Origin of the sequence: Aeromonas sp. s1(2024), assembly GCF_040908005.1 — a bacterium.
GTDB classification, from domain to species: domain Bacteria; phylum Pseudomonadota; class Gammaproteobacteria; order Enterobacterales; family Aeromonadaceae; genus Aeromonas; species Aeromonas caviae.
In genome coordinates this window covers 51459-75636 of record NZ_JBFOCW010000059.1, presented here as the reverse complement: position 1 = coordinate 75636, position 24178 = coordinate 51459, and the positions used below count along the sequence as shown (strand labels likewise).

19 protein-coding genes are annotated in these 24178 nt (G+C 63.2%); 4 read left to right on the top strand and 15 right to left on the bottom strand.

What is annotated here, in order from left to right:
• Positions 1-2: 2 nt before the first annotated feature.
• On the top strand, positions 3-1730 hold the full coding sequence (locus AB5Y70_RS13940; protein WP_279988940.1) for an ABC-F family ATP-binding cassette domain-containing protein: 1728 nt from the start codon (positions 3-5) through the stop codon (positions 1728-1730).
• 72 nt (positions 1731-1802) lie between these two features.
• Positions 1803-2339 carry a GNAT family N-acetyltransferase gene (locus tag AB5Y70_RS13935; protein ID WP_279988939.1) on the top strand — a complete coding sequence of 179 codons (537 nt, stop codon included), beginning with the start codon at positions 1803-1805 and terminating at the stop codon, positions 2337-2339.
• A 43-nt stretch (positions 2340-2382) separates the two neighbouring features.
• Here the strand turns inward: AB5Y70_RS13935 and yjeH are convergent, their stop codons facing one another.
• Entirely contained in the window at positions 2383-3663 is a 1281-nt protein-coding gene (yjeH, locus tag AB5Y70_RS13930; protein ID WP_279988938.1) for an L-methionine/branched-chain amino acid transporter, read from the bottom strand.
• Between the two features lie 124 nt (positions 3664-3787).
• Positions 3788-5080: an HAAAP family serine/threonine permease gene (locus AB5Y70_RS13925; protein ID WP_049636279.1), complete on the bottom strand. Its 1293-nt coding sequence runs from the start codon at positions 5078-5080 to the stop codon at positions 3788-3790.
• A gap of 496 nt (positions 5081-5576) precedes the next feature.
• Between AB5Y70_RS13925 and AB5Y70_RS13920 the strand changes: the two genes are divergently transcribed.
• Both AB5Y70_RS13920 and AB5Y70_RS13915 read left to right on the top strand, forming a co-directional pair.
• Positions 5577-6482: a LysR family transcriptional regulator gene (locus tag AB5Y70_RS13920; RefSeq protein WP_039039436.1), complete on the top strand. Its 906-nt coding sequence runs from the start codon at positions 5577-5579 to the stop codon at positions 6480-6482.
• A 106-nt stretch (positions 6483-6588) separates the two neighbouring features.
• Positions 6589-7980 carry an MATE family efflux transporter gene (locus AB5Y70_RS13915; protein ID WP_041211296.1) on the top strand — a complete coding sequence of 464 codons (1392 nt, stop codon included), beginning with the start codon at positions 6589-6591 and terminating at the stop codon, positions 7978-7980.
• 80 nt (positions 7981-8060) lie between these two features.
• Here AB5Y70_RS13915 and accA read toward each other — a convergent pair whose 3' ends face one another.
• The 13 genes from accA to uppS form a co-directional block, all read right to left on the bottom strand.
• Positions 8061-9011, bottom strand: coding sequence for an acetyl-CoA carboxylase carboxyl transferase subunit alpha (accA, locus tag AB5Y70_RS13910; RefSeq protein WP_010673419.1), 951 nt, complete (start codon positions 9009-9011; stop codon positions 8061-8063).
• Between the two features lie 16 nt (positions 9012-9027).
• Positions 9028-12507 carry a DNA polymerase III subunit alpha gene (gene dnaE / locus AB5Y70_RS13905; RefSeq protein ID WP_039039451.1) on the bottom strand — a complete coding sequence of 1160 codons (3480 nt, stop codon included), beginning with the start codon at positions 12505-12507 and terminating at the stop codon, positions 9028-9030.
• 53 nt (positions 12508-12560) lie between these two features.
• Positions 12561-13151 carry a ribonuclease HII gene (rnhB, locus tag AB5Y70_RS13900; RefSeq protein WP_039039433.1) on the bottom strand — a complete coding sequence of 197 codons (591 nt, stop codon included), beginning with the start codon at positions 13149-13151 and terminating at the stop codon, positions 12561-12563.
• A 78-nt stretch (positions 13152-13229) separates the two neighbouring features.
• Positions 13230-14369 carry a lipid-A-disaccharide synthase gene (lpxB, locus tag AB5Y70_RS13895; protein ID WP_279988935.1) on the bottom strand — a complete coding sequence of 380 codons (1140 nt, stop codon included), beginning with the start codon at positions 14367-14369 and terminating at the stop codon, positions 13230-13232.
• On the bottom strand, positions 14362-15153 hold the full coding sequence (gene lpxA, locus AB5Y70_RS13890) for an acyl-ACP--UDP-N-acetylglucosamine O-acyltransferase (protein WP_080944202.1): 792 nt from the start codon (positions 15151-15153) through the stop codon (positions 14362-14364). Before lpxA ends, lpxB begins: the two co-directional genes overlap by 8 nt.
• A gap of 2 nt (positions 15154-15155) precedes the next feature.
• Positions 15156-15617, bottom strand: a complete 462-nt coding sequence (gene fabZ, locus AB5Y70_RS13885; protein ID WP_010673414.1) for a 3-hydroxyacyl-ACP dehydratase FabZ — start codon at positions 15615-15617, stop codon at positions 15156-15158.
• Between the two features lie 24 nt (positions 15618-15641).
• Positions 15642-16661, bottom strand: coding sequence for a UDP-3-O-(3-hydroxymyristoyl)glucosamine N-acyltransferase (lpxD, locus tag AB5Y70_RS13880; RefSeq protein ID WP_039039449.1), 1020 nt, complete (start codon positions 16659-16661; stop codon positions 15642-15644).
• 3 nt (positions 16662-16664) lie between these two features.
• Positions 16665-17177, bottom strand: coding sequence for an OmpH family outer membrane protein (locus AB5Y70_RS13875; RefSeq protein ID WP_029313943.1), 513 nt, complete (start codon positions 17175-17177; stop codon positions 16665-16667).
• A gap of 147 nt (positions 17178-17324) precedes the next feature.
• On the bottom strand, positions 17325-19748 hold the full coding sequence (gene bamA / locus AB5Y70_RS13870) for an outer membrane protein assembly factor BamA (protein ID WP_029313941.1): 2424 nt from the start codon (positions 19746-19748) through the stop codon (positions 17325-17327).
• A 34-nt stretch (positions 19749-19782) separates the two neighbouring features.
• Positions 19783-21135: a sigma E protease regulator RseP gene (rseP, locus tag AB5Y70_RS13865; RefSeq protein ID WP_043152308.1), complete on the bottom strand. Its 1353-nt coding sequence runs from the start codon at positions 21133-21135 to the stop codon at positions 19783-19785.
• A gap of 76 nt (positions 21136-21211) precedes the next feature.
• Positions 21212-22408, bottom strand: a complete 1197-nt coding sequence (ispC, locus tag AB5Y70_RS13860; RefSeq protein WP_368176070.1) for a 1-deoxy-D-xylulose-5-phosphate reductoisomerase — start codon at positions 22406-22408, stop codon at positions 21212-21214.
• A 67-nt stretch (positions 22409-22475) separates the two neighbouring features.
• Positions 22476-23333: a phosphatidate cytidylyltransferase gene (locus AB5Y70_RS13855; RefSeq protein WP_039039428.1), complete on the bottom strand. Its 858-nt coding sequence runs from the start codon at positions 23331-23333 to the stop codon at positions 22476-22478.
• Positions 23334-23360: 27 nt separating this feature from the next.
• Positions 23361-24137: a polyprenyl diphosphate synthase gene (uppS, locus tag AB5Y70_RS13850; protein ID WP_039039427.1), complete on the bottom strand. Its 777-nt coding sequence runs from the start codon at positions 24135-24137 to the stop codon at positions 23361-23363.
• Between the last annotated feature and the right edge of the window lie 41 nt (positions 24138-24178).

The window sequence follows — 24178 nt, the reverse complement described above, 5'->3', positions numbered from 1 at the left end:
GCATGACAACCCTGATGAGTACCCATTCCCTGCAGATGAGTGCGGGGCACCTTCCCTTATTTGATCACCTCGAACTCGGCATTCGCGCAGGCGACCGACTCGGCCTGATTGGCGCCAACGGCTGCGGCAAGAGCACATTGCTCGCGCTGCTGGCGGGCGAGCGCACGCCCCAGGCCGGCCGGGTCGTGCAGGCCGCCGCCTGCCGCTGCGAGTTCGTGGCCCAGCAACTGCCCGCCGGGCTTTCCACCCTCAGCACCCGCGCCGTGCTGCTGGATGCCCTGGGCAACGACCCCGCCGCCGAATGGCAGGTGGACAAGCTGCTGGCCGAACTGCAGCTGGAGGCACAGGCCACGTTGCCGGTCAGTGCACTGAGCGGTGGCCAGCACAGCCGGCTGCAGATAGGCCGCGCCCTGCTGCGCCAACCCAACCTGCTACTGCTCGATGAGCCCAGCAACCACCTGGACTTGCCCGCCCTGCTCTGGCTCGAGCAGTTTCTGCTGGGCTGGCGCGGCGCCTTCGTGCTGGTTTCCCACGACGGTCGCCTGCTGGACAGCGTCACGGATCAGACCCTGATCCTGCGAGACGGCCAGTTGCACCGCTTCGCCCTGCCCTGCAGCCAGGCGCGGGCGGCGCTGGCCGCCGAGGATGAGCAGGCCCGCCTGCGCCGGGCGGACGAGCAAAAGGAGATAGACCGCCTGAGCGCCAGCAGCAAGCGCCTCGCCATCTGGGGGCGCGAATATGACAACGAGAAGCTGGTGCGCCAGGCCAAGTCCATGGAAAAACGCATCGCCCGCCTGCAGGAGGAGCAGAGCCAGGTGGCGGCGCTGGCCCCCTGGCGGCTCGAGCTGCGCGGAGTGAGCCTGCCCGCCGACACCCTGCTACGACTGGAGGCCCTCGACGTATCGCCGGCACCGGCACTGCCGCCGCTGCTGCGTGCCGAGGGGCTCTGGCTGCGAGCGGGGGATAGGGTCGCCCTGCTCGGTGCCAACGGCACCGGCAAGTCCTCCCTGCTGCGCCAGTGCTGGCGCGAACTGACCATGCAGAGTCCGCAGGCGGGCTGGTACTGCCACCCCGGCGCGAGCATCGCCTACTACGATCAGTCCCTGCAGCAGCTGGCTGACGACGCCACCCTGAGCGACGCCCTCTACCCCCTGGCCCCTCTGCCTGAGGTGACGCGGCGACAGGCGCTGATCCGGGCGGGCTTCCCCTATGCCCGCCACGGCCAGCAGGTGCACACCCTGAGCGGGGGCGAGCGGGCACGGCTGCTGTTTCTCGCCCTGTCCCTCGGCAGCCACCATATGCTCTGGCTCGACGAACCCACCAACCACCTGGATCTGGCGGGCAAGGAGGAGCTGGCCGAGGCGATTGCCGCCTTCCCGGGGGGCGTGCTGCTGGTCTCCCACGACCGGGAGCTGATCGAGCGCAGTTGCAACCGCTTCTGGCTGATACAGGACGGGCGCATCCAGGAGGCCCACAGTGCCGAACGGGCCTATGCCGAGCTGCTGGGCGATGCCCCCTTGCCGCAGGCGGGCAGCCCGGCTCGATCAGGTGACCCGCAGGCCTCGGCCGCCACGGGGGATGACGAAGAGGCGCTGCTGGCGCGCTGGTATGAGCTCGATGCCCTGCTCGCCGCCGATCTGGCCCGCAAGCCCAGGCACCAGACCCCGCGCCTGCAGCAGCAGTGGCGTGACGAGCTGGCGCGCCTTGCCGAGCGGCTCGGATTTGCCTGACGCCAGCCCGGATCATCCATCTCTTATGACGCAACACACGCGGCCAGCCACGGATGGCCGCAAGGAGTCATCATGACATCAGCACCACCCCACATCAGGCTGGATCCCGTCAGCGATACCGACCTGCCTCACATCTATCGCGGCCTCTCCGATCCCCGGGTCGTCGCCTACTACGGCGTCAGCTACGACAGCCTGGCGGCATGCCGGGCACAGATGGATTGGTATGCCGAGCTGACCCGCACCGGCCGTGGCGCCTGGCATCTCATTCGCGACCGACTCTCGGGCGAGCCGCTGGGGGCCATCGGCTACAACAATGCCGACCCGACTCACCGGTGTGCCGAGCTGGGCTACTGGCTCTATCCCGAACACTGGGGCAAAGGGGTGATGAGCGCGGCGCTGCAACTCTGGCTCCCGCTCACTTACCGCACCACCGACCTGCACCGGCTGCTGGCAGTGGTGGAGGAGCCCAACCTCCCCTCAGCCCGCCTGCTGGAGAGGGCCGGTTTTCACTACGAGGGCACGGCGCGGGAGTGCGAGCGCAAGGGGGATGGCTTCATCTCCCTGCGCCACTACGCCATCTTGCGCAGCGACCTGCCCGCCAGCCTGTGACCAGCAACAAAAAGCCCCGCACTGCGGGGCTTTTTTTCGGGAGTTACTTGATGGCGCAGACACCGTCATCGGACGCCGAGCGGCGGCGTCTGCGCCGCCACAGGGAGAAGCCGCCATACCCCAGACTCAGCACGACGGCATAGAGCACCTGGGTGGCGAGGGCCAGCAGCACCAGGGTGCAGAGCAGCACGCTGAGGCCCGCCAACCCCTTGCCGGTCCCCGACAGCAAGCGCCAGCCCGCCGCCATGCAGAGCAGATAGACCAGCACGAAGTTGCCGTTGGCGTAGCGGATCAGCGCATCGAGGGGCAGACGCAGCCAGAGGATCAGGGTGATGGAGACGAAACAGATGGCGAGCACCCAGGCAAGGGCATGCAGGGGAGCGCCCCGGGCCGAGAGGCGAGAGAGGGAGACCGGCAGTTTGCCCTCCCGCGCCATGCTCCAGATAAGGCGCGCAAAACCTTGCAGGTAGATGTTGATGCTGGCGAAGCAGGAGAGATAGCCCAGCACCGCCACCAGCCACTTGGCGGTGGGGCCGAACAGCAGGGAGAGCAGGGCCGGAATGGCGGTGGCATTGGTCGCCTCGTCCCCGTAGAGGTCATATTTGAGCACCACCAGGGAGTGCACCCAGTAGATGAGCCCCGCCAGCAGCACGCCCCCCAGCAGGGCAAGGGGGTAGTCCCGCTCCGGCCGCTTGAACTCCTCCCCCATGTGGGCGAAGGCCTCGAGCCCCACGAAGCACCAGAACATCACCGCCAGCGCCGAGCCCATGGCGGGCCACTCGCTCGCCGTTGGCAGAGGCTGGGCGGCATCGCGCCAGCTGAGATCCCCCTTGACCCAGATAAGCAGGGTGAGCCCCAGAATGGCCAGGGCGATCAGCAGTTGCAGGTTGCCGGAGGAGCGCGCTCCCCGCAGCCCCAGCAGAAAGACCCCGAGCAGGGTGAGCAGCTGGATACCCCAGAGGGTCCACTCCCCCATGTCGAACAGGGCGTGCCAGAAACCGGCGGCGATGGTGAGGGCGGCAGGCAGGCCCACCGGCAGCACCGCCAGAAACAGGAAAGCGGAGAAGCGCTCGGCGCCGTTGCCAAAGGCGAGGCCAATCAGATGGGGGGCGCCACCCGCGTGGGGATAACGCCGCCCAAGGCGGGCGAAGGTAAAGGCGATGGGCAGCACCAGAGCAATCAGCAGCAACCAGGCCCACAGCGACGCCCCTCCCGCCAGCGAGGCGGCGGTGGCCGGTACCACGAAGATCCCGGTACCGAGCAGGGAGGTGGCGAGCAGCCCCATCCCCTGCCAGAGCCCGAGATCCTTTTTCAACCCAGACATATCCTGTTGTCCCGTCTAGAAAAACATCCCGCCATGTTAGGCCGCCACCACCGCTTTGTTAAGCATTTGTGCCCATAAAAAACCGCCCCGGGGGGCGGCTTTCTCACAGGGATGAACGCTGTCATCAGGCAATCAGCTTGTAGATGATGCCGGACATGGCGATGAGGCCGATGAGGGTGACGAAGCCGTTGCTGAGGTTGCCGGCATATTTGCGCATGGCCGGTACCTTGGCGATGGCGTACATCGGCATCAGGAAGAGCAGCATGGCGATGATGGGGCCGCCCAGATCTTCGATCATGCCGAGGATGCTCGGGTTGATGGTGGCCACGGCCCAGGTGGTCAGGATCATGAAGACCGCGGTCACCTTGTTCAGCTGCTTGACGTCGACGTTCTTGCCCTTCTCGCGCAGGGACTTGGCCATCAGGCCGTTCATGCCCTCTTGCGCACCCAGGTAGTGACCCAGGAAGGACTTGCTGATGGCAACCATGGCGATGAGCGGTGCCACGGTGGCGATCACCGGGTTGTCGAAGTGGTTGGCCAGGTAGGAGAGGATGGAGATGTTCTGCTCCTTGGCCGCCGCCAGGTCAGCCGGGGAGAGGCTCAGCACGCAGCTGAACACGAAGAACATTACCGTCATCACCATCATGACGTGGGCGCCCAGCAGGATGTTGCTGCACTTCTTCTCGGCGTTGGCGCCGTAGCGGCCTTTGTTGTCCACCGCGAAGGAGGAGATGATCGGGGAGTGGTTGAAGGAGAACACCATCACCGGGATGGCCAGCCACAGGGTCTTGATGAAGTCGCCGTTGAAGGCCTCACCCAGCGCAGGGGCTTCGGTGATGATGGCACCGTTCCAGTGCGGGATCAGGTAGAGCGCCAGGCCCATCAGGGTGACCACGAACGGGAAGACCAGCACGCTCATCGCCTTGACGATGACCTGGCCGCCCAGACGAACGATCGCCATCAGACCCAGGATCAGCACCAGGGAGAGGATGGCACGGGGAGGTGCCGTCATGCCCAGCTGGTGCACCATCAGGCTCTCGACGGTGTTGGTAATGGCCACGGAGTACATCAGCAGGATGGGATAGATGGCGAAGAAGTAGAGCAGGGTGATGAACTTGCCTGCGGTCTTGCCGAAGTGCTCTTCCACCACCTCGGTGATGTCGCCGTCACGGGTGGAGCCGGACAGCACGAAGCGGGTCAGGCCACGGTGGGCGAAGAAGGTCAGCGGCAGGGCCAGGATCAGCATGGCGACCAGCGGCCACAGGCCACCGACACCGGCATTGATCGGCAGGAAGAGGACACCGGCGCCGATGGCGGTACCGTACAGACCCAGCATCCAGACCACGTCGGCCTTGTTGATGCCACGGGAGGAGGCTTTGCTCAAGCTGCCTTCAACTGCAATGTTCATGTCAGACATAGGGGTGTTCCTGTCATCAAGGAAAGTGGGATCTTAACTTGTCAGTGGGCCTGGGCCCGGTTCCTTTCCCTGGAACTCCAGCTATTCGTCCTGTTTGTTCCTCCGCCCCGGCCATCCGGCCGCCACTCCCTGTGGCAACCTGATTGCAACAAACACGGGCGGGGAGTCGTAATACAGAGGGGATCGTGCTCGCTCGTTAACAACGGGATAACGCTCACCTCATCCGATGAGATGACTCTAGTTAAAAGGCCCTATTAATCACAGCGTTTTTTTGAATTAATCAACCAAAGTTTGATTGGAATCGCCTTTCCGTCGCTTCAGATCACACTTGAATCGCCATATTGCGATTTTTTTTTAACATATAAACTTTTTAGTGTGATCCACCTCACCCTTGAAACGCGAAACAATTTTGTCACAACCCCCTCATTGCCCCCCGATTGTCTCCCGTCGCCCCATGGCGTACCCTTTGTGTCCGCCCCTTTTCTGCGTACCGACCATGACCCTCTCCCGCACCGATCTCGCCGAGCTGGCCGTGTTTGCCGCCGTCGCCCGTCACCGCAGTTTCAGCAAGGCCGCCCTCGAGCTCGGGGTCTCCGCCTCGGCCCTGAGTCATGCCCTCAAAGGGCTGGAGAGTCGCCTGGCCGTCAGGCTGCTCAATCGCAGCACCCGGGCCGTGGTGCCGACCGAGGCGGGCGAACGGCTGCTGGCCCAGGTGCTGCCAACCCTGGGGCAGCTGGAGGCGGCGCTGGCGGAGCTGACGCGCCACGCGGGCGAACCCGTGGGCAGGCTCAGGCTCTGTGCCCCCCGAGCCGCCATCCAGGAGGTGCTGGCCCCGGTACTCATCGACTATCTGGTGCGCTACCCGCGCATGCAGGTGGAGGTGGAGGAGCTGGAGCTGATGCCCCGCCTCATCGAGGATGGCTACGACGCCGCCCTCTTCTATGGCGACCTGCTGCCCCAGGAGATGATCTCGGTTCCCCTGGGCCCGCAGCAGCGCTATCTGGTGGTGGGCTCCCCCGACTATCTGGCACGGCGTGGCACCCCTCGCCACCCCTCGGATCTGCGCCAGCACGACTGCATCGGTTATCGGCTCACGCCCCATCACCACTATCGCTGGGCCTTTGCCGCCGAGGGGGAACTGCTTGAGATCGAAGTGACGGGCCCGCTCACCACCAGCACGCCCGCGCTCTACCTGGGGGCGGCCGAGGCTGGGCTCGGGCTCGCCTACTGCCATGAAGGGGAGGTGTTCGACGCCCTGGCATCGGGGCGGCTGGTGAGCGTGCTGGATGACTGGAGCCCCAGCTTTGCCGGGTTCAACCTCTTCTATCCGGGCCGGCACCAGCTGGGGCAAGGGCTGCGAGCCCTGATCGACATGCTGAAGGAGTATCACAGGATCCGTTGATTGATGAGCCGCATTCAGTAATGCATCAAATGAAGGCCTGATTATCAATTAAACCATAAGAAACTAGACTGTCTGCTCGATTCCGGCCCTTTTCCCGAGTACAGATATGTCCGCCTACTTCCGTCTGCGTCAACGGGCCATGGCCCGCCGTTTCTGGGGCTATGCCCTCCCCTCCGTCATGGCCATGCTGGTCTCCGGCGCCTACTACCTGGTGGACGGCATCTTCGTCGGCCACTACGTGGGGGCCGCCGGCCTTGCCGGCATCAACCTGGTCTATCCGGTCATCATGGTGCTCATCGGCCTCGCCGCCATGATCGCCATGGGGGCCGCCACCGCCATCTCCTTCCAGCAGGGCGCCAGGAACCTCGCTCTGGCCCGCCAGGCTCTGGTCAGCGCCCTCTGGCTGCTGCTGATCCTGGGCACGGTAGCGCCGCTGCTGCTGCACCACTGGCACACCGATATCCTGCAGGCCCTGGGAATGGCCCCCGGCACCGACACCTGGCAGCAGGCCAGCGACTACCTCACCTGGATTGGCGGTGGCACCCTGCTGCTCGCCAGCAACCTGGCGGTGCCCTACCTGCTTCGCAACGACGGCCGCCCTCGCCTCGCCATGGTACTGGTGAGCGGCGGCGCCCTCCTCAACATCCTGCTCAACTACATCATGGTGGGCCGGCTCGGGCTCGGCCTCACTGGCACGGCCCAGGCCACCCTCCTCTCGGAGGCCATGGTCAGCCTGCTCGGCCTGGGGTACTTCTTCACCCGCCACGCCCGGTTGCGGCTGACCTGGTGCCAGCTGGTGCCCCGCTTCCCGGCCATGCCCGGCCTGCTCTTCACCGGGCTGCCGAGCCTCATCGCCCAGTTCAATCTGGGGCTGCTGTTGCTGCTGCACAACAGCCAGCTGATGGTGCACGGCACGGTCAAGGATCTGGCGGGCTTCACCGTGGCGGGATACACGGAGGCGGTCTTCATCGTCATCCTGCAGGGACTGGCGTTTGGCATCCAGCCCCTGGTGAGCCAGGCAGCCGGGGCCGGGCGCCATCGCGACCTCCAGTTCCTGATGGCGATGGGGCTCAAGATCACCCTGGTCTATGGCCTGGGGGTCTGGCTGATTGTCCAGCTGCTGCCGCAGCCGGTCGCCATGCTCTACACCGGTGATCAGGACGCAGAGCTGCTCGCCGCCGCCATCAGCAGCCTGACCCTCAACCTCGCTGCCCTGCCCCTGGAGGGGATCGTCATGTTCGGCATCGTGCTGTTGCAGGCCATGGCCCGCACCCGCCAGGCCCTCGTCATCTCCGTGGCCAAGACGGTGCTGCTACTGCCCCTCATCTTCCTGCTGCCCCTCTGGTGGGGGCGCGACGGGGTCTTGATGGCACAGCCCGCCACCGTGCTGCTGCTGACGCCCCCCCTGTGCTGGCTGCTGTGGCGGGAGTGGCGGGCCCTGAGCCCTGCCGGAGGGCGTGCTTCCGTCCGTATGCAACGGGCGCTGACCGCCCCCTGAGGCCCGCCCCGGCGTCCCCCACAAACGTCGCCCATAAAAAAAGTCCCCGCATGCGGGGACTTTTTATTGGAAGCGGCAGATCAGCAGTAGCCGTAACCCAGCAGACGCTGGTAGCGCTGCTCCAGCAGTTGCTCGCTGTCGAGGGGGCGCAGGGCATCCAGATCCTGCTTGATGCGCGCTTTCAGGTGCTTGGCCATCTTCTCCACGTCGCGGTGGGCACCGCCGAGGGGCTCCTCGACGATGTTGTCGATGAGCTTCAGCTCCTTCAGGCGCTGGGCGGTAATGCCCATGGCATCCGCCGCCACCGAGGCCTTCTCGGCGCTCTTCCACAAGATGGAGGCGCACCCTTCCGGGGAGATGACGGAGTAGGTGGAGTATTGCAGCATGTTGACCCGATCGCCCACGCCGATGGCGAGAGCGCCGCCGGAGCCGCCTTCACCGATCACGGTGCAGACCACCGGCACGGTCAGGCCGGCCATGACTTTCAGGTTGCGGGCGATGGCTTCGGACTGGCCACGCTCCTCGGCACCCACGCCGGGGTAGGCACCCGGGGTGTCGATGAAGGTGATGATCGGCATCTTGAAGCGCTCGGCCATCTCCATCAGGCGCAGGGCCTTGCGGTACCCTTCCGGGCGCGGCATACCGAAGTTGCGCTTGATCTTCTCCTTGGTCTCGCGCCCCTTCTGGTGACCGATGATCATCACGGGCTCGCCGTCGAGACGGGCGATGCCGCCGACGATGGCCTTGTCATCGGCATAGGCGCGATCCCCGGCCAGCTCGTCGAAATCGGTGAAGATCTGCTCGATGTAGTCGAGGGTGTAGGGGCGCTGGGGATGACGCGCCATCTGGGATACCTGCCAGGCACCCAGATCGCCGAAGATCTTCTTGGTCAGCTCTTCGTTTTTCTTCTCCAGCCGGCGAATGTCTTCGCTGAGATCCACGGCACTGTTGTGCTCGCTCACATGGCGCAGTTCATCGATCTGTGCCTGCAACTCGGCGATCGGCTGTTCAAAATCCAGAAAAAGACTCATAGGGACAATAGATCCTCTAATCAAAAACCAATTCAACCCGCTCTCGTCCAAGCAGGACTCGCAAGTCATCTATCAGTTGATCGGTGGGCGTCACCCGCCACTCGGTACCGAGCGTCAATCGCACCCGGGAACCGGGGCGACGATAGTTTACCTGAACCGGACAGACTCCGGCACGGGCGGGCTCCAAAATCTCGCACAAACGCGGGAAAAAGCGCTCGTCAATGCGTTGTTCATCGAGGGAGATGCGGATTGCCCTGGCAAAACGCTCCCTCGCATCGTTGATATCCAGCAACTCGCGGGCCGACATTTTAAGGCCACCGGAGAAGTCATCAAAGCTGACCTGTCCAGAAACCACTAAAATACGGTCTTTTTGCATCAATTCTTCGTATTTTTCCAGCGCTTCACTGAAAAGGGTCACATCCAGACGGCCGGATCTGTCGTCCAGGGTGAAGATCCCCATCTTGTTGCCGCGCTTGGTCACCATGCTGCGCGCCGCGATCACCAACCCCGCCGCCGTGGTCACCGTATCCCGGGAGGTGGGATGCAGATCGCACAGTCGGCCCGAGGTGTAGCGCCGCAGCTCGCTGCTGTACTGGTTGATGGGGTGACCGGTGAGGTAGAGCCCGAGGGTCTCCCGTTCCCCTTCCAGCCACACCTTGTCGGGCCAGTGCGGCACGTTGGCGAACGCCTTCTTGACGTCGTCGATCTCCTCCGTGAGCACGCCGAACATGTCGACCTGCCCCACCGCCTGGGCCTTGGCGTGCTGCTCGGCGGCGCGCATCGCCTCCTCCAGGGTCGCCATCAGGGCGGCGCGGTGGGGGCCGAGCCTGTCCATGGCGCCGGAGAGGATGAGCTTCTCCATCACCCGCTTGTTGAGCTTCTTGATGTCGACCCGGTTGCAGAAATCGAACAGGTCGCGGAACGGACCGTCCCGATCCCGCGCGTCCAGGATCGCCTCGATGGGCCCTTCCCCTACTCCCTTCACCGCGCCGATGCCGTAGACGATGTGGCCGTCCTCGTTGACGCTGAAGCGGTAGCGACCGGTGTTGACGTCCGGCGGGATCACAGTCAGCCCCATGCGCTGACACTCGTCCACCAGGGTCACTATCTTGTCGGTGTTGTCCATGTCGGCGGTCATCACCGCCGCCATGAACTCCGCCGGGAAGTGGGTCTTGAGCCAAAGGGTCTGGTAGGAGACCAGCGCATAGGCAGCGGAGTGGGACTTGTTGAAGCCGTAGCCCGCAAACTTCTCCACCAGATCGAAGATCTTCATCGCCAGTTCGCCGTCGACGCCGTTCTTGACCGCCCCCTCCTCGAAGCCCGCCCGCTGCTTGGCCATCTCTTCGGGTTTTTTCTTGCCCATGGCCCGGCGCAGCATGTCCGCGCCACCCAGGGTATACCCCGCCAGGGTCTGGGCGATCTGCATCACCTGCTCCTGGTAGAGGATGATGCCGTAGGTGGGCTCGAGTATGGGTTTGAGGCTTTCGTGCTGCCACTTCTCGTCCGGGTAGGAGATGGCCTCCTTGCCGTGTTTGCGCTCGATGAAGTTGTCCACCATGCCCGACTGGAGCGGGCCCGGGCGGAACAGGGCCACCAGCGCGATCATGTCTTCGAAGCAGTCGGGCTGCAGCCGCTTGATGAGGTCCTTCATGCCGCGGGATTCGAGCTGGAACACCGCCGTGGTCTCGAAACGCTGCAAGAGGGCGAACGACTTCTTGTCGTCGATGGGGATGGCGGCGATGTCCACCGGCGGCTTGCCCTCTTTGGCAAGACGGGGGTTTATCATGCCAAGGGCCCAATCGATGATGGTGAGGGTGCGCAGCCCCAGGAAGTCGAACTTCACCAGGCCCGCGTACTCCACGTCGTTCTTGTCGAACTGGGTGACCGGGTGATGCCCCTCGTCGTCGCAATAGAGCGGCGCGAAGTCGGTGATCTTGGTGGGCGCGATCACCACGCCACCGGCGTGCTTGCCGGCGTTGCGCACCACCCCTTCCAGGCGGCGGGCCATGTCGATGAGGTCCTTGACCTCCTCGTCCTGCTCGTAGAGCTCCGGCAACTTGGGCTCGGCTTCGAACGCCTTGGCCAGGGTCATGCCGGGGTCGGGCGGGATCAGCTTGGAGATGCGATCCACGAAGCCGTAGGCGTGGCCCAGCACCCGGCCGACGTCCCGTACCACCGCCTTGGCCGCCATGCTGCCGAAGGTGATGATCTGGGATACCGCCTCCCGACCGTACATCTCGGAGACGTGATCGATCACCTCGTCGCGCCTGTCCATGCAGAAGTCGACGTCGAAGTCGGGCATGGAGACCCGCTCGGGGTTCAGGAAACGTTCGAACAGCAGGTCAAATTCCAGCGGATCGAGATCGGTGATCTTGAGGGCATAGGCCACCAGCGACCCCGCCCCCGAGCCCCGGCCCGGACCGACGGGGATGCCGTTGTCCTTGGACCACTGGATAAACTCCATCACGATGAGGAAGTAACCCGGGAAGCCCATCTGGTTGATCACTTTGAGCTCGATGTCGAGACGCTCGTCATACTCGGGACGACGCTCGGCACGCACCGCCGGATCCGGGAACAGGAATTCGAGCCGCTCCTCCAGCCCTTCCTTCGACTTCATGACCAGGAAGTCCTCGGTGGTCATGTCGCCGGTGGGGAAATTGGGCAGGAAATACTCGCCAAGGCGCACCGTCACGTTGCAGCGCTTGGCGATTTCCACCGTGTTTTCCAGGGCTTCCGGGATGTCGGCAAACAGCTCCGCCATCTCCTCCTGACTGCGCAGGTACTGCTGGGGGCTGTAGCGGCGCGGTCGGCGCTTGTCCATCAGGGTGTAGCCGTCGTGGATGGCGACCCGGATCTCGTGGGCATCGAAGTCATCGGCGGTGAGGAACACCACCTCGTTGGTGGCCACCACCGGCAGCTCGAACTCGGTGGCAATGGCCACCGCCATGTGGAGGTAGACCTCCTCGTCCGGGCGGCCGGTACGCAGCAGCTCCAGGTAGTAGGCATCCGGGAAGTGGGTCTGGTAGAAGGCGAGGCAATGCTCCACCATCTGGCGGTTGCCCTTGAGCAGGAACTTGCCCACATCCCCCTCGCGCCCGCCGGAGAGGACGATCACCCCCTTGGCATGTTCGCCAAGCCAGGCCTTGTCGATGACGGGGCGCCCCTGCACATGACCGCGCTGATAGCCGCGGGAGATGAGCAGGGTGATGTTCTGGTAGCCGTCGTTGTCCATGGCGAGCAGGGTGAGGCGAAACTGCTCGTCCCCAAGCTCGTCGCTCTGCACCCAGAAATCCGCCCCGACCAGGGGCTTGATCCCCTTGCCGTGGGCAGAGCCGTAGAAGCGCACCAGGCCGCACATGTTCATCTGGTCCGTCAGGGCCAGGGCCGGCATGTTGTTGGCGGCGGCAGCGGAGACGATGGGACCGATCTTCTGCAGGCCGTCGACCATGGAGAAGTCGGAGTGCACCCTCAGGTGGATGAAGCGGGGATCAGCCATGGTCACGCCCTCTCATTGCGCAAGCAGAAATCGTTCAGACAGATCGGCATCGGTTATTCGATCCCCAGGGCGCGGCGCACCGGCTTGAAGCTCTGACGGTATTCGGGCAGCGGGCCCCGTTCGGCCAGAATGGCGAGGTGCTCCGCCGTCGGGTAGCCCTTGTGGCGGGCGAAACCGTACTCGGGATGGCGGCTGTCCAGCTCGGTCATCTCGGCGTCCCGGGTCACCTTGGCGAGGATGGAGGCGGCGCTGATGGCGGCCACCAGGCTGTCACCCTTGACCACGGCGCGGGCCTCCATCGGCAATCTGGGGCAGCGGTTGCCGTCGATGAAGACCAGCTCGGGCGTCACCTTGAGCCCCGCCACGGCGCGCTGCATCGCCAGCATGGTGGCGTGCAGGATGTTGAGCTCGTCGATTTCCGCCGGGCTGGCGCGGCCGATGGCATAGGCCAGCGCCTTCTCTTTGATCTCGCCAAACAGGGCGAGCCGCTTCTTCTCGGAGAGCTTCTTGGAGTCGGCGAGGCCAAGTATGGGATTGGCAGGATCCAGGATCACCGCGGCGGTGACCACGTCACCCACCAGGGGGCCGCGGCCCACCTCGTCCACCCCGGCAATCAGCTTGTCTTCGGGAATATCGATCGTCATCTCATAGCCTTGAATCAAAACCGGCCCCGCAGGGCCAGTATCAGCACAACATCACGCCTGACACACAGGCAGAGCCCACTAGCGTTCCAGCAGCGCGGCAACCGCTTCCGCTGCCTGCACATCCGCATTGCAGCGGATCTTCTCGTGCAACCGGGTGAAGGTGGCGATGAGCTCGCTGTTGTCATGGTCCAGCAGCTTGCTCACCTCTTCCACCAGGTTGGCCGGGGTGCACTCATGCTGGATGAGCTCGGGCACCAGCATCTTGTCCGCCAGCAGGTTCGGCAGGGAGACATAATCCGTCTTCACCAGCCACTGGGCCAGCAAGTAGCTGAAGGGTTTGAGCTTGTAACCGACCACCATGGGCTTTTTCACCAGCATGGCCTCGAGGGCCGCGGTGCCGGAGGCGAGCATCACCACGTCGGCGGCAATCATGGCCTCGCGGCCCTGGCCGTCCAGCAGCACCATGTCGAGCTCCGGGGCCACCTCGGCCTTGATGGCGAGGAACTGCTCGCGCCGTTTCTGGTTGACCAGAGGCACGATGAAACCGAGATCCGGGTTGTGCACCGTCAGGTGCTTGCACGCCTCGAGGAAGACCGGCGCCATGAAGCCCACTTCCGCCGTGCGACTCCCCGGCAGCACCGCCAGCCAGCGACGGGCGGGATCGATGCCGAGGGCCTCGCGCACCGCCCCTTGATCCGGGATCAGGGGAATGTCGTCCGCCATGGTGTGGCCGACGAAGCGACAGGGGGCATCGAAACGGTCGTAGAAGGCTTTCTCGAATGGCAGGAAGGCGAGCACCATGTCGGTGGCGGCCTTGATCTTGTGAATGCGGCCCTGACGCCAGGCCCAGACGGAGGGGCTGACATAGTGGACCGTCTTGATACCGGCGCGGCGCAGTTTCAGCTCCACCCCGATATTGAAATCCGGTGCATCCACACCGACGAAGATGTCGGGGGGATTGGCGATGAAGTGGCGCAGCAGTTCGCGGCGTACCTGGAGGATGCGGGGCAGACGGCCCAGCACCTCGGTGATGCCCATGACGGAGAGCTCCTCCATCTCGAACAGCGCCTTCACGCCGAGAGCCTGCATCCGCGGCCCGGCGATCCCTTCGAACTGCGCATCCGGGTAGCGGGCTTGCAGTTCGCGCACCAGCCCTGCGGCCAGGATGTCGCCGGAGGTCTCTCCGGCGACGATGCCGATGCGAATGGGATCAGGCACGGATGATCCCGCGCTCGTTGTCCTTGAGGAAATCCACATAGAGCTGGATGGCCGGTTCGCTCTGGGCCATCTCGCTCAGCACGGGCAACACCTCTTCAATGGTCTTGCCGGAGCGGAAGATCTCCTTGTAGGCGCGCTTGACGGCAGAGATCGCCTCGGCGCTGAAGCCACGACGACGCAGGCCTTCGGAGTTGACCCCGAACGGCTTGGCGTAGTTGCCGGCGGCCATCACGTAGGGCGGCACGTCCTTGTTCAGGGCAGCGCAGCCGCCGACGAAGGCGTGGGAGCCGACGCGGCCGAACTGGTGAATGGCAGACAGACCGCCGAAGATCACGAAGTCACCGATGTGCACATGGCCCGCCAGGGTGGCGTTGTTGGCGAAGATGCAGTTGTCACCGATGACGCAGTCGTGGGCCACGTGAACGTTGACCATGAACAGGTTGCCGCTACCCACCTTGGTCAGGCTCTGGTCCTGGGTGGTACCGCGGTGCACGGTGCAGTTCTCGCGAAACACGTTGTTGTCGCCGATCTCGAGGAAGGTGCGCTCGCCGGCGTACTTCTTGTCCTGGCAATCCTCACCGATGGAGGTGTGCTGGAAGATCTTGTTGCCGCGACCAATCTTGGTCGGGCCCTTGATCACCACGTGGGAGCTCACCCAGGTGTTGTCACCGATTTCCACCTCGGCGCCGATGACGGTGAAGGGGCCGATTTCAACCCCTTTGCCGATGACGGCAGACTCATGGACGATGGCGGTGTCGTGGATGATGGCAGTCTGATCGATCACGGTTATACCTCGCGCTTGGCGCACATCAGTTCGGCAGTACAGACCACTTCACCGTCGACGGTGGCGACACCGGTGAACTTGGCGATGCCGCGACGCTCCTTCAGGAACTCCACATCCAGCACCAGCTGATCGCCGGGGCCCACCGGGCGCTTGAAGCGGGCATTGTCGATGGAGGCAAAGTAATAAAGCTCGTTGGGGGACGGCTTGCCCACCATGGTGAAGGCCAGGATACCGGTGGCCTGGGCCATGGCTTCCAGGATCAGCACGCCGGGGAAGACCGGCTTGGCCGGGAAGTGGCCCTGGAAGATCGGCTCGTTGAACGAGACGTTCTTGATGGCGCGCAGGGTCTTGCGCTCATCGCTGATCTCGTAGTTTTCCACCTTGTCCACCATCAGGAACGGATAACGGTGGGGCAGCAGATCCATGATTTCCTGGATGCCCAGGCTCTTCTTTTCAGTAGTCAAAACAGTACCCTATACCAATCGTGATTATTCTTGATCCAGCTTTTTCTCAAGCTTGCTCAACCGCTTGTGCATCTCTTCGATACGCATCACCCGGGCGGCGGTCTTGCGCCACTCTTTATTGGTTTGCAGGGGGATGCCGGAAGAGTAGATACCGGGCTCGGTGATGGGACGCATCACCATGGCCATGCCGGTGACGGTGGCCTGGTCGCAGATCTCCATGTGCCCGTTAAAGACGGAGGCACCACCAATGATACAGTATTTGCCGACCTTGAGACTACCGGCCATCACGGTGGAGCCCGCCACGGCAGTGCCGTAGCCGATCTCGACGTTGTGGGCGATCTGGCACTGGTTGTCGATGATGACGTTGTCAGCGATGCGGGTATCTTCCAGCGCACCGCGGTCGATGGTGGTGCAGGCACCGATCTCGACCCGGTTGCCGATGGTCACGCCACCAAGCTGGGGGATCTTGATCCACTCGCCGCGCTCGTTGGCATAACCGAAACCGTCTGCCCCGATCACGGTTCCGGCCTGTACCAGACAGTCCGTGCCCAGGGTCACGTTGTGATAGAGGGTGACGTTGGCCCACAACCGGGAGCGCGCTCCCAGTCGGGTATCCTTGCCAACGAAACAGCCCGGGCCGATACGCACATCGTCACCCAGCACGACGCCGGATTCGATCACAGCATTGGCACCGATGGCCACTCTCTCGCCCAGTTGCACGTCCGCCGCGATGACGGCGCTCGGATGGATATCCATGGCCGGCTGCGGGGTGGTGTCCAGCAGTTGGGCAACCCGTGCAAAGCCCACGTAGGGGTCCTTGAGCACCAGGGCGTTGGTGGGGCAAAACGGCAGGTCTGCCTCGGTGATGAGCACGGCAGTGGCCTTGCTCTGCTCCAGAAAATGCCGGTACTTCTTGTTGGACAGGAAGGCTATCTCCCCCTCCCCGGCTTTTTCCAGTGTCGCGACCTTGCGAATTTCCCGGGTCCCATCCCCATGGACCTCGGCCCCCAGTTGCTGGGCCAGCTGTGCGAGAGTGAATGCCATCAATTAGTTGCTCTTGCTAACCTGAGAAATAACCTGGCCGGAGATGTCCAGCTTGCTGGCTGCATAGGGCGCTGCATTGCGCTCCAGCACCAGATCGTAGCCATTGCTCTTGGCGATGGCGTCAATGGCAGCCTGCACCTTGGTCAGGATCTTGTTGCGCTCTTCGGACTGACGGCGACCGTTGTCCTGTTCAAACGCCTGACGCTTCTGGTTGAACTCCATCTGCAGCTTGGCCAGCTTCTCCTGGCTCTGCTTCTTCTGCTCGGCGCTCATGAAGGCTTCGTCCTTCTTGAACTTCTCGACCAGTGCCTGACCGTCAGACTCCAGCTTCTGCAGTTCACGCATGCGCGGCTCGAACTCACCCTTCAGCTTCTTGGCAACGGCTTCACGCTGGGGCAGCTTTTGGAAGACTTCGCCCATGTCGACCACGGCAATCTTGGTCTCAGCGAAGGCAGAACCCATGCCGGCAGCCATCAGTGCAAAGCTCAAACCAGCTACTTTCAACGCTTTATTCACACTTACTCCTTGGTCCCTCGGTCGAGGGCTACCTGATTTACCTGATTGTGCAAGCGATCCACGAGATCGTCTTGTTACCTGGTGAGGCGCGCAAATGCGCGACCCATCATGCTTCCCCCCGCCATGGCGGGGGGGCGTCCGCTTCCCTTAGAAGGTACGGCCGATGTTGAAGGAGAAGACTTCGGTGTCGTCCCCTTCGTATTTCTTGATTGGTCTTGCCAGCACGAACACCAGCGGGCCCATGGGAGAGAGCCACTGCAGCGACAGACCGGTCGACATCCGGATGTTGCTCGGGTCGGAGTAGTCCATCAGATAGTTGCAACCACTGAAGCAACGGTTCTGATACTGGCTGTAGTCGAAGTGGGTATCCCACACGGAACCGGCGTCGATGAAGAAACTGGTCCGCAGCTGGGGCTGATAGGTCTCGGAGGCAAAGGGCGTCGGCACGATCATTTCCAGCGAGGCCACCGCCAGGGCGTTGCCCCCGACCGAGCTGTCAGTGCCCTGGATGACGTCGTTGCCGCTCAGGTTGTAGTAGTAGAGCGCCTTCGGACCGACTGTGTTGCTCTTGAAGCCACGCAGGGTATCGAAACCACCGGCGTAGTAGTTCTCGAAGAACGGCAGGACGTGCTCGTAATCGCCATTGGTGCCGTAGCCATCGCCGTAGGAGGCACGGGCCTTGGCCAGCATGACCCACTTGTGATCGGCATCAAACGGGAAGTAGTGGGCATCTTCGGCGTTGAGCTTGAAGTACTGCAGATCCATGCCGGGCACCGTCACCTTGGCGTTCACCCGCTGGCGATCACCGGAGGTCGGGAACTGACCCTTGTTGAGGGTGGAGCGGGTCCAGCCGGCGGTGACGTCCACGGTGTTGAACACCATGCGGTTGTCGCCATCCAGATTGCCGTTGTAGACCTTCCAGAACTCGTCCACCTGTACATAGGGGTTGGGCTGGGACAGTTTGTTGTTTTCGTAGCCCAGGCTGAAGTCGAGACGGTTGTTCTCGTTGACCGGGAAGCCGCTGGAGAGACGGAAACCGACGGTGGTGTTCTCGTAGTCCACGATGTTGGCGTCGGCCGCACTGAACTTGTTGTAGTAGAGACGGCCGCCCAGGCTCACCCCGTCCACGGTGAAGTAGGGGTCGTTATAGCTCAGGTCGACGCTCTTGGAGTAGTCGTTGGTGCTGGCGTTGATGCCGATCTTCTTGCCGGTCCCCATGAAGTTGTCCTGCTGCAGACCCGCCTGCAGGCTCAGACCCGACTCGGTGCCGTAGCCGATACCGGCGTTGATGGACCCCGCCGGCTGCTCCTTGACCTTGAAGTCCAGATCGACCTGGTCATCGCTGCCCGGCACCCGCTTGGTGTCCACTTCCGCGGTCTCGAAGAAGCCGAGGCGGTTGAGACGGGTCTTGGACTGCTCGACGTTGTCGGAGGAGAGCCAGGTGCCCTCCATCTGGCGCATCTCGCGACGCAGCACTTCGTCCTTGGTGGTGACGTTGCCGCTGAAGTTGATGTTGCGCACATAGACCCGGGGACCCGGCTCCACGTTGACGATGAGCTCCACTTCCTTGGTCTGGTCGTTGATCTGGGGGAAGGTGACCACTTTCGGATAGGCGTAGCCGTAACGGCCGAGGAACTTGGAGAGCACCTCTTCGGTATGGGTCACCTGACTGGCGGAGTAGACGCTGCCCGCCTCGATGGGAATGAGGCCCTTCATCTCGCCGCCGCGGTCGATGAGGTCACCCTTGAGCTGGATGCCGGAAACCTTGTACTGCTCCCCTTCCTTGACGTTGAGGGTGACATAGACCCCCTTCTTGTCCGGGGTCATGGAGACCTGGGTGGACTCCTGGGTGAAGCGGATGTAGCCGCGGTCCATGTAGTAGGAGCGCAGCACTTCGATGTCACCGGCCAGCTTCTGCTTCTGGTAGCGCTGATCGCCGGTGAAGTTCCACCAGGGCACGTCGTCCTTGAGGGAGAGCTGGGCCAGCAGCTTCTCTTCCGGGAAGACGTTGTTGCCGACGATGTTGATCTGCTGGATCTTGGCCGCTTCCCCTTCCACGAAGGTGAACTTGAGGTCGACCCGGTTGCGGGGCAGCGGGGTGACGATGGCCTTGACCTTGGCGGAGTACTTGCCCACGCCGTAGTAGAAATCTTCCAGCCCTTTCTCGAGGGAGCTCAGCACGGTGCGATCAAGCGGATCACCCACGCGGATCCCGGAGGATTCCAGGCTCTGGGTCAGTTGCTCTTCCTTGATGTCCTTGTTGCCGGAGAACTCGATGCTGGAGATGGTCGGGCGCTCCTTGACCACCACTTGCAGCACCTGACCGTCGCGATAGACCTTGACGTCCTCGAAGTTGCCGGAGGCATAGAGCTTCTTGATAGCGTTCGCCAGGGATACGGAGTCGACGGAATCACCGACCCGCACCGGCAGATTCAACAGGGCGGCACCCAGGGTCACCCGCTGCAGGCCCTCGACCTGAATGTCTTGCACCACAAAAGAGGCCGGGGCAGCCTGAGCCAGGAAGCTGGCCCCCAGCAGGCAACTCAACACCAATGCTTTTTTAACAGCCATTTTGTTCTTATGTGTCCTTGTTGATGCTCTGGCCTCAGAGGCGAGCGAAATCATTAAACAGCGCAATGCCCATCAGTAACATCAGAATGGCGGCGCCTATCCTGAACCCAACTTCCTGAATTTTTTCCGATACCGGCTTGCCGGTGATCGCCTCGATGAGGAAATAGACCAGATGGCCACCATCGAGCACCGGCAGGGGGAACAGGTTGATGATCCCCAGGTTGACGCTGATGAGCGCCAGGAATCCGAGGAAATAGACCAACCCGTAATCGGCGCTGCTGCCGGCCCCCTTGGCGATGGAGATGGGGCCGCTCAGGTTGTCCAAAGAGACGATGCCACCGATCAGCTTGCCTATCATGTCGAAGGTCAGGGTGATCAGGCTCCAGGTCTTCTGGACCCCATGCCACAGGGCTTGCAAAGGCCCATACTGTAACAGAGTTCGATACTCATCCGGTAATGGAACCAGTTGCGGCGACAAGCCCACAAAACCGACCAGCTGGCCCTTCACTTTCTTCCCGTCCGGGGTCAGGGTCAGGGTCATCTCGCTGCCCCCGCGCTCCACCGTCACCTGCAGCGGCTGCGCCGGTGACTGCTGGACACGCTCGACAAACTGGGTCCATTCGGTGATGGCCTCTCCATCGACCCCCTTGATGCGATCCCCTATCTGAAGGCCGGCCTTCTCGCTGGCGCTCGATGGCACCACGGCCTCCACCACGGGCAGCACCTTGCCACCGAGGGGCACTATCCCGAGGCTCCCGATGGGTGACTCTTTGTCCGGATCGAATTTCCAACCTGCCAGCTGCAGGGTCTTGTCCACTGCATAGCTGGTGTTGGCCGCCTTGAGCTTGAGCTGGACCGAGTCATCGCCAAGGTGGCTGATGAGGGCGTAGGTGACGCTCTCCCAGTCACCGGTCTCCTCGCCGCCGACGCCGACGATCTCCATGCCTGGCAGGATGCCGGCCTCTGCCACGATGGAGGCGGGACGCACCTCGCCCACCACGGGTTTGACGCTCGGCACCCCTATCATGAACATCAGCCAGAAGGCGAACAGGGCGAACACGAAGTTCGCCATGGGGCCGGCCGCGACGATGGCCATCCGGGCCCAGACGCTCTTGTGGTTGAAGGCCTGCGCCTCCTCCCCCGGCTTGAGTTCGTCGACCCGGCCATCCAGCATCTTGACGTAACCGCCAAGGGGGATCAGGGCCAGCACGTATTCGGTGCCATCCTTGCCAAGGCGACGCCAGATGGCCTTGCCAAAGCCGATGGAGAAGCGCTCCACCTTGACGCCGCAACGACGAGCCACCCAGAAGTGGCCAAATTCATGCACCGCCACCAGCAGCCCGAGGGCCACGATGAAGGCGCCGATATTCCACAGAACCCCGCCCATCAGCCGCGTACCTCGCGGTCATGTCCAGTCCTGCGCTCGAGAGCATGGAGAGGGGCTGGCTGCCACCACAGTCCGTTCATACGGCAAGCTCCTTTATCAGTTGCTGGGCACGGGCTCGGGCCGTACCGTCCAGGGCGATGAGATCCGCCAGAGAGCCGGCAGCACTACTGCCCAGCTCGGCCATGACGGATTCGTTGACTCTGGCAATATCCATAAATCCGATCCGCTCTGCAAGAAAAGCCGCGACGGCCTCCTCGTTGGCGGCATTGAGGGAGGTGGTCGCCCCCTGCCCCTGCTGGCACGCGCTCATGGCCAGCGCCAGACAGGGATAGAGCTCATAGTCGGGCCGGATAAAGCTGAACTCTCCGACACTGAAGAAATCCAAAGGTTCCACACCGGACTCGATCCGTTCCGGATAGGCCAGAGCGTGGGCAATTGGGGTGCACATGTCCGGGTTGCCGAGCTGGGCCAGCACGGAGCCATCCTTGTACTGCACCATGGAGTGAATGACGGACTGGGGGTGAATCACCACCTGGATCTGCTCGGGGGCCGCATTGAACAGCCAGCGCGCCTCGATGTACTCCAGCCCCTTGTTCATCATGGTGGCGGAGTCCACCGAGATCTTGGCCCCCATGGACCAGTTGGGATGGGCAATGGCTTGCGCCGGGGTGACATGGTGCAGTTCACCCACATCGGCATAGCGGAAAGGTCCGCCGGAGCCGGTCAGCAGGATCTTGCTGATCCCCGCCCCGGCCAGATCGCAGAAACCGGGCTGGCGCTGCACGTCGACCGGCAGGCACTGGAAGATGGCGTTGTGTTCGCTGTCGATGGGTAGCAGCTCGGCGCCGTGCTCGCGCACCGCCTCCATGAAGAAGGCTCCGGACATCACCAGCGCCTCCTTGTTGGCCAGCAGAATGCGCTTGCCGGCGCGCACGGCAGCCATGGTGGGTGCCAGACCCGCCGCACCGACAATGGCCGCCATCACGCTGTGGGCATCGGGGTGAGCAGCCACGTCGCACAGGGCTGCCTGACCGGACAACACCCGGGTGGTGCTGCCGTGAGCCTTGAGCCGACCCGCCAGATCGCTGGCGGCGCCTTCGTCCATCATGACGGCGAACCGGGGGGAGAATTCGAGACAGTCGCGCAGCATGGCATCCACGCTGCGGGCAGCGGTCAGCGCCAGCACCTGCCAGCGCCCGGGGTTGTGGCGCAGTACCTTGAGGGTGCTCTGACCGATGGAGCCTGACGCTCCCAGGATCACCAGGTTTTGCATCAAGACTCCTGATTGGGTAACAGACTGATGGAGCGGGACGCTCCCGGGATCATCAGTGCGCGAAACATCAAAACTCCGGACCGAGCAACAGGTAGCTGAGCAGGAAGACGGGCAGCGCCGCCGTCAGGCTGTCGATGCGATCGAGAATGCCCCCATGGCCCGGCAACAGGGTGCCGGAATCCTTGATGCCGGCTTCCCGCTTGAACATGCTCTCGGCCAGATCGCCGAGCACGGAGGCCAGCACCGCCAGCAGAGAACAGAGCAGCACGGTGCCCATCTTGGCAGGCACGAAGCCCATGAACCAGGTCACGCCGATGGCCAGCAGGCTGGCGGTAAAGAGGCCGCCCAGCATGCCTTCAATGGTTTTCCCCGGGCTCACGGCCGGCGCCAGCTTGTGTTTGCCGAACGCCTTGCCGAAAAAATACGCGCCAGAATCTGCCGCCCAGACCAGTCCCATCACGAACAGCAGGATCCAGGCCCCCATCATGGGGTCGTGGTAGAAGTTGTAGCCGCGAATGGCCACCAGGGACCAGAAGAAGGGAACCAGGGTCACCAGACCGAACAGGGATTTGAGCCAGATGGATTCACGCCACAGCCTGGCGCTTTGCGGGTAGCGCAGCACCAGCAGCAGCCCCAGCAGCCACCAGCTGACGGCGGTCCAGAGCACGCCCATCACCAGCGGATGCAGTTGGGGGATCCAGAGTTGCTCCACGGGCACCCAGAACAGGCTGGCCCCCAGCAGCAGACAGAACACCAGCGGCAACCACTGTTGCGGCTGGGCAGTGACGAAGGCACTCCACTCACGGCTGGCCAGCAGAAAGACCAGGGCGGCGAGCAGGGCAAAGAATTTCAACGGCAGAAAAAACAGCGCCCCCAACACCAGGGGTACTAACAGTAATGCGGTAATAATTCGTTGTTTTAGCAAAAGAAACCTCTCTCTTGGGAGCGGGGTTTAGCCGGTCTGTTGCGCGGCGATCAATTCCCGGATCTGTTCACCCGTACACCCGAAGCGACGCTCGCGAGCAACGAAGGAGGCAACTGCCCCACTGAACTCGGCCTCGTCAAAATCGGGCCACAGGACCGGGGTAAAATAGAGTTCGGCATAGGCGAGCTGCCAAAGGACAAAGTTGCTGATGCGATGATCCCCGCCGGTGCGGATCAGCAGATCCACGGGGGGAAGATCAGCCATGCAGACATGACGACCCAATGCCGCCTCGTCGACCGCCTCGGCATCCAGTTCACCCGCCGCCACGGCGCGTGCCAGGGTCCGGGCCGCCTGGGCGATGTCCCACTGACCGCCATAATTGGCGGCGATATTGAGGGTCAATCCCTGATTGTTGGCGGTCAGGGCCTCGGCCTTGGCGATCTTGGCCTGCAGCCGCTCGCTGAAGCGGGCAGTGTCGCCAATCACCCGAAGGCGAATGCCGTTGCTGTGCAACTTGCTCACCTCGCGACCCAGCACCGTCATGAACAACTCCATCAGGGCGTTTACTTCCCCTTCCGGACGGCGCCAGTTCTCGCTGGAAAACGCAAACAGGGTCAGCGCCTCCATCTTGGCACGGGCGGCAAAGGCCACGGCCTCACGCACGGATTTCACGCCCGCCTTGTGCCCGGAAACCCGCATCTTGCCGCGGTTCTGGGCCCAGCGACCATTGCCATCCATGATGATGGCGACGTGACGGGGCAAGGACGAGCTGGCGCTATCGCCTAGCGCTGCCAAAAGCGACATTCATTTCTCCCACAAAGACAAAAGCGCCGTGCAGGGGCACT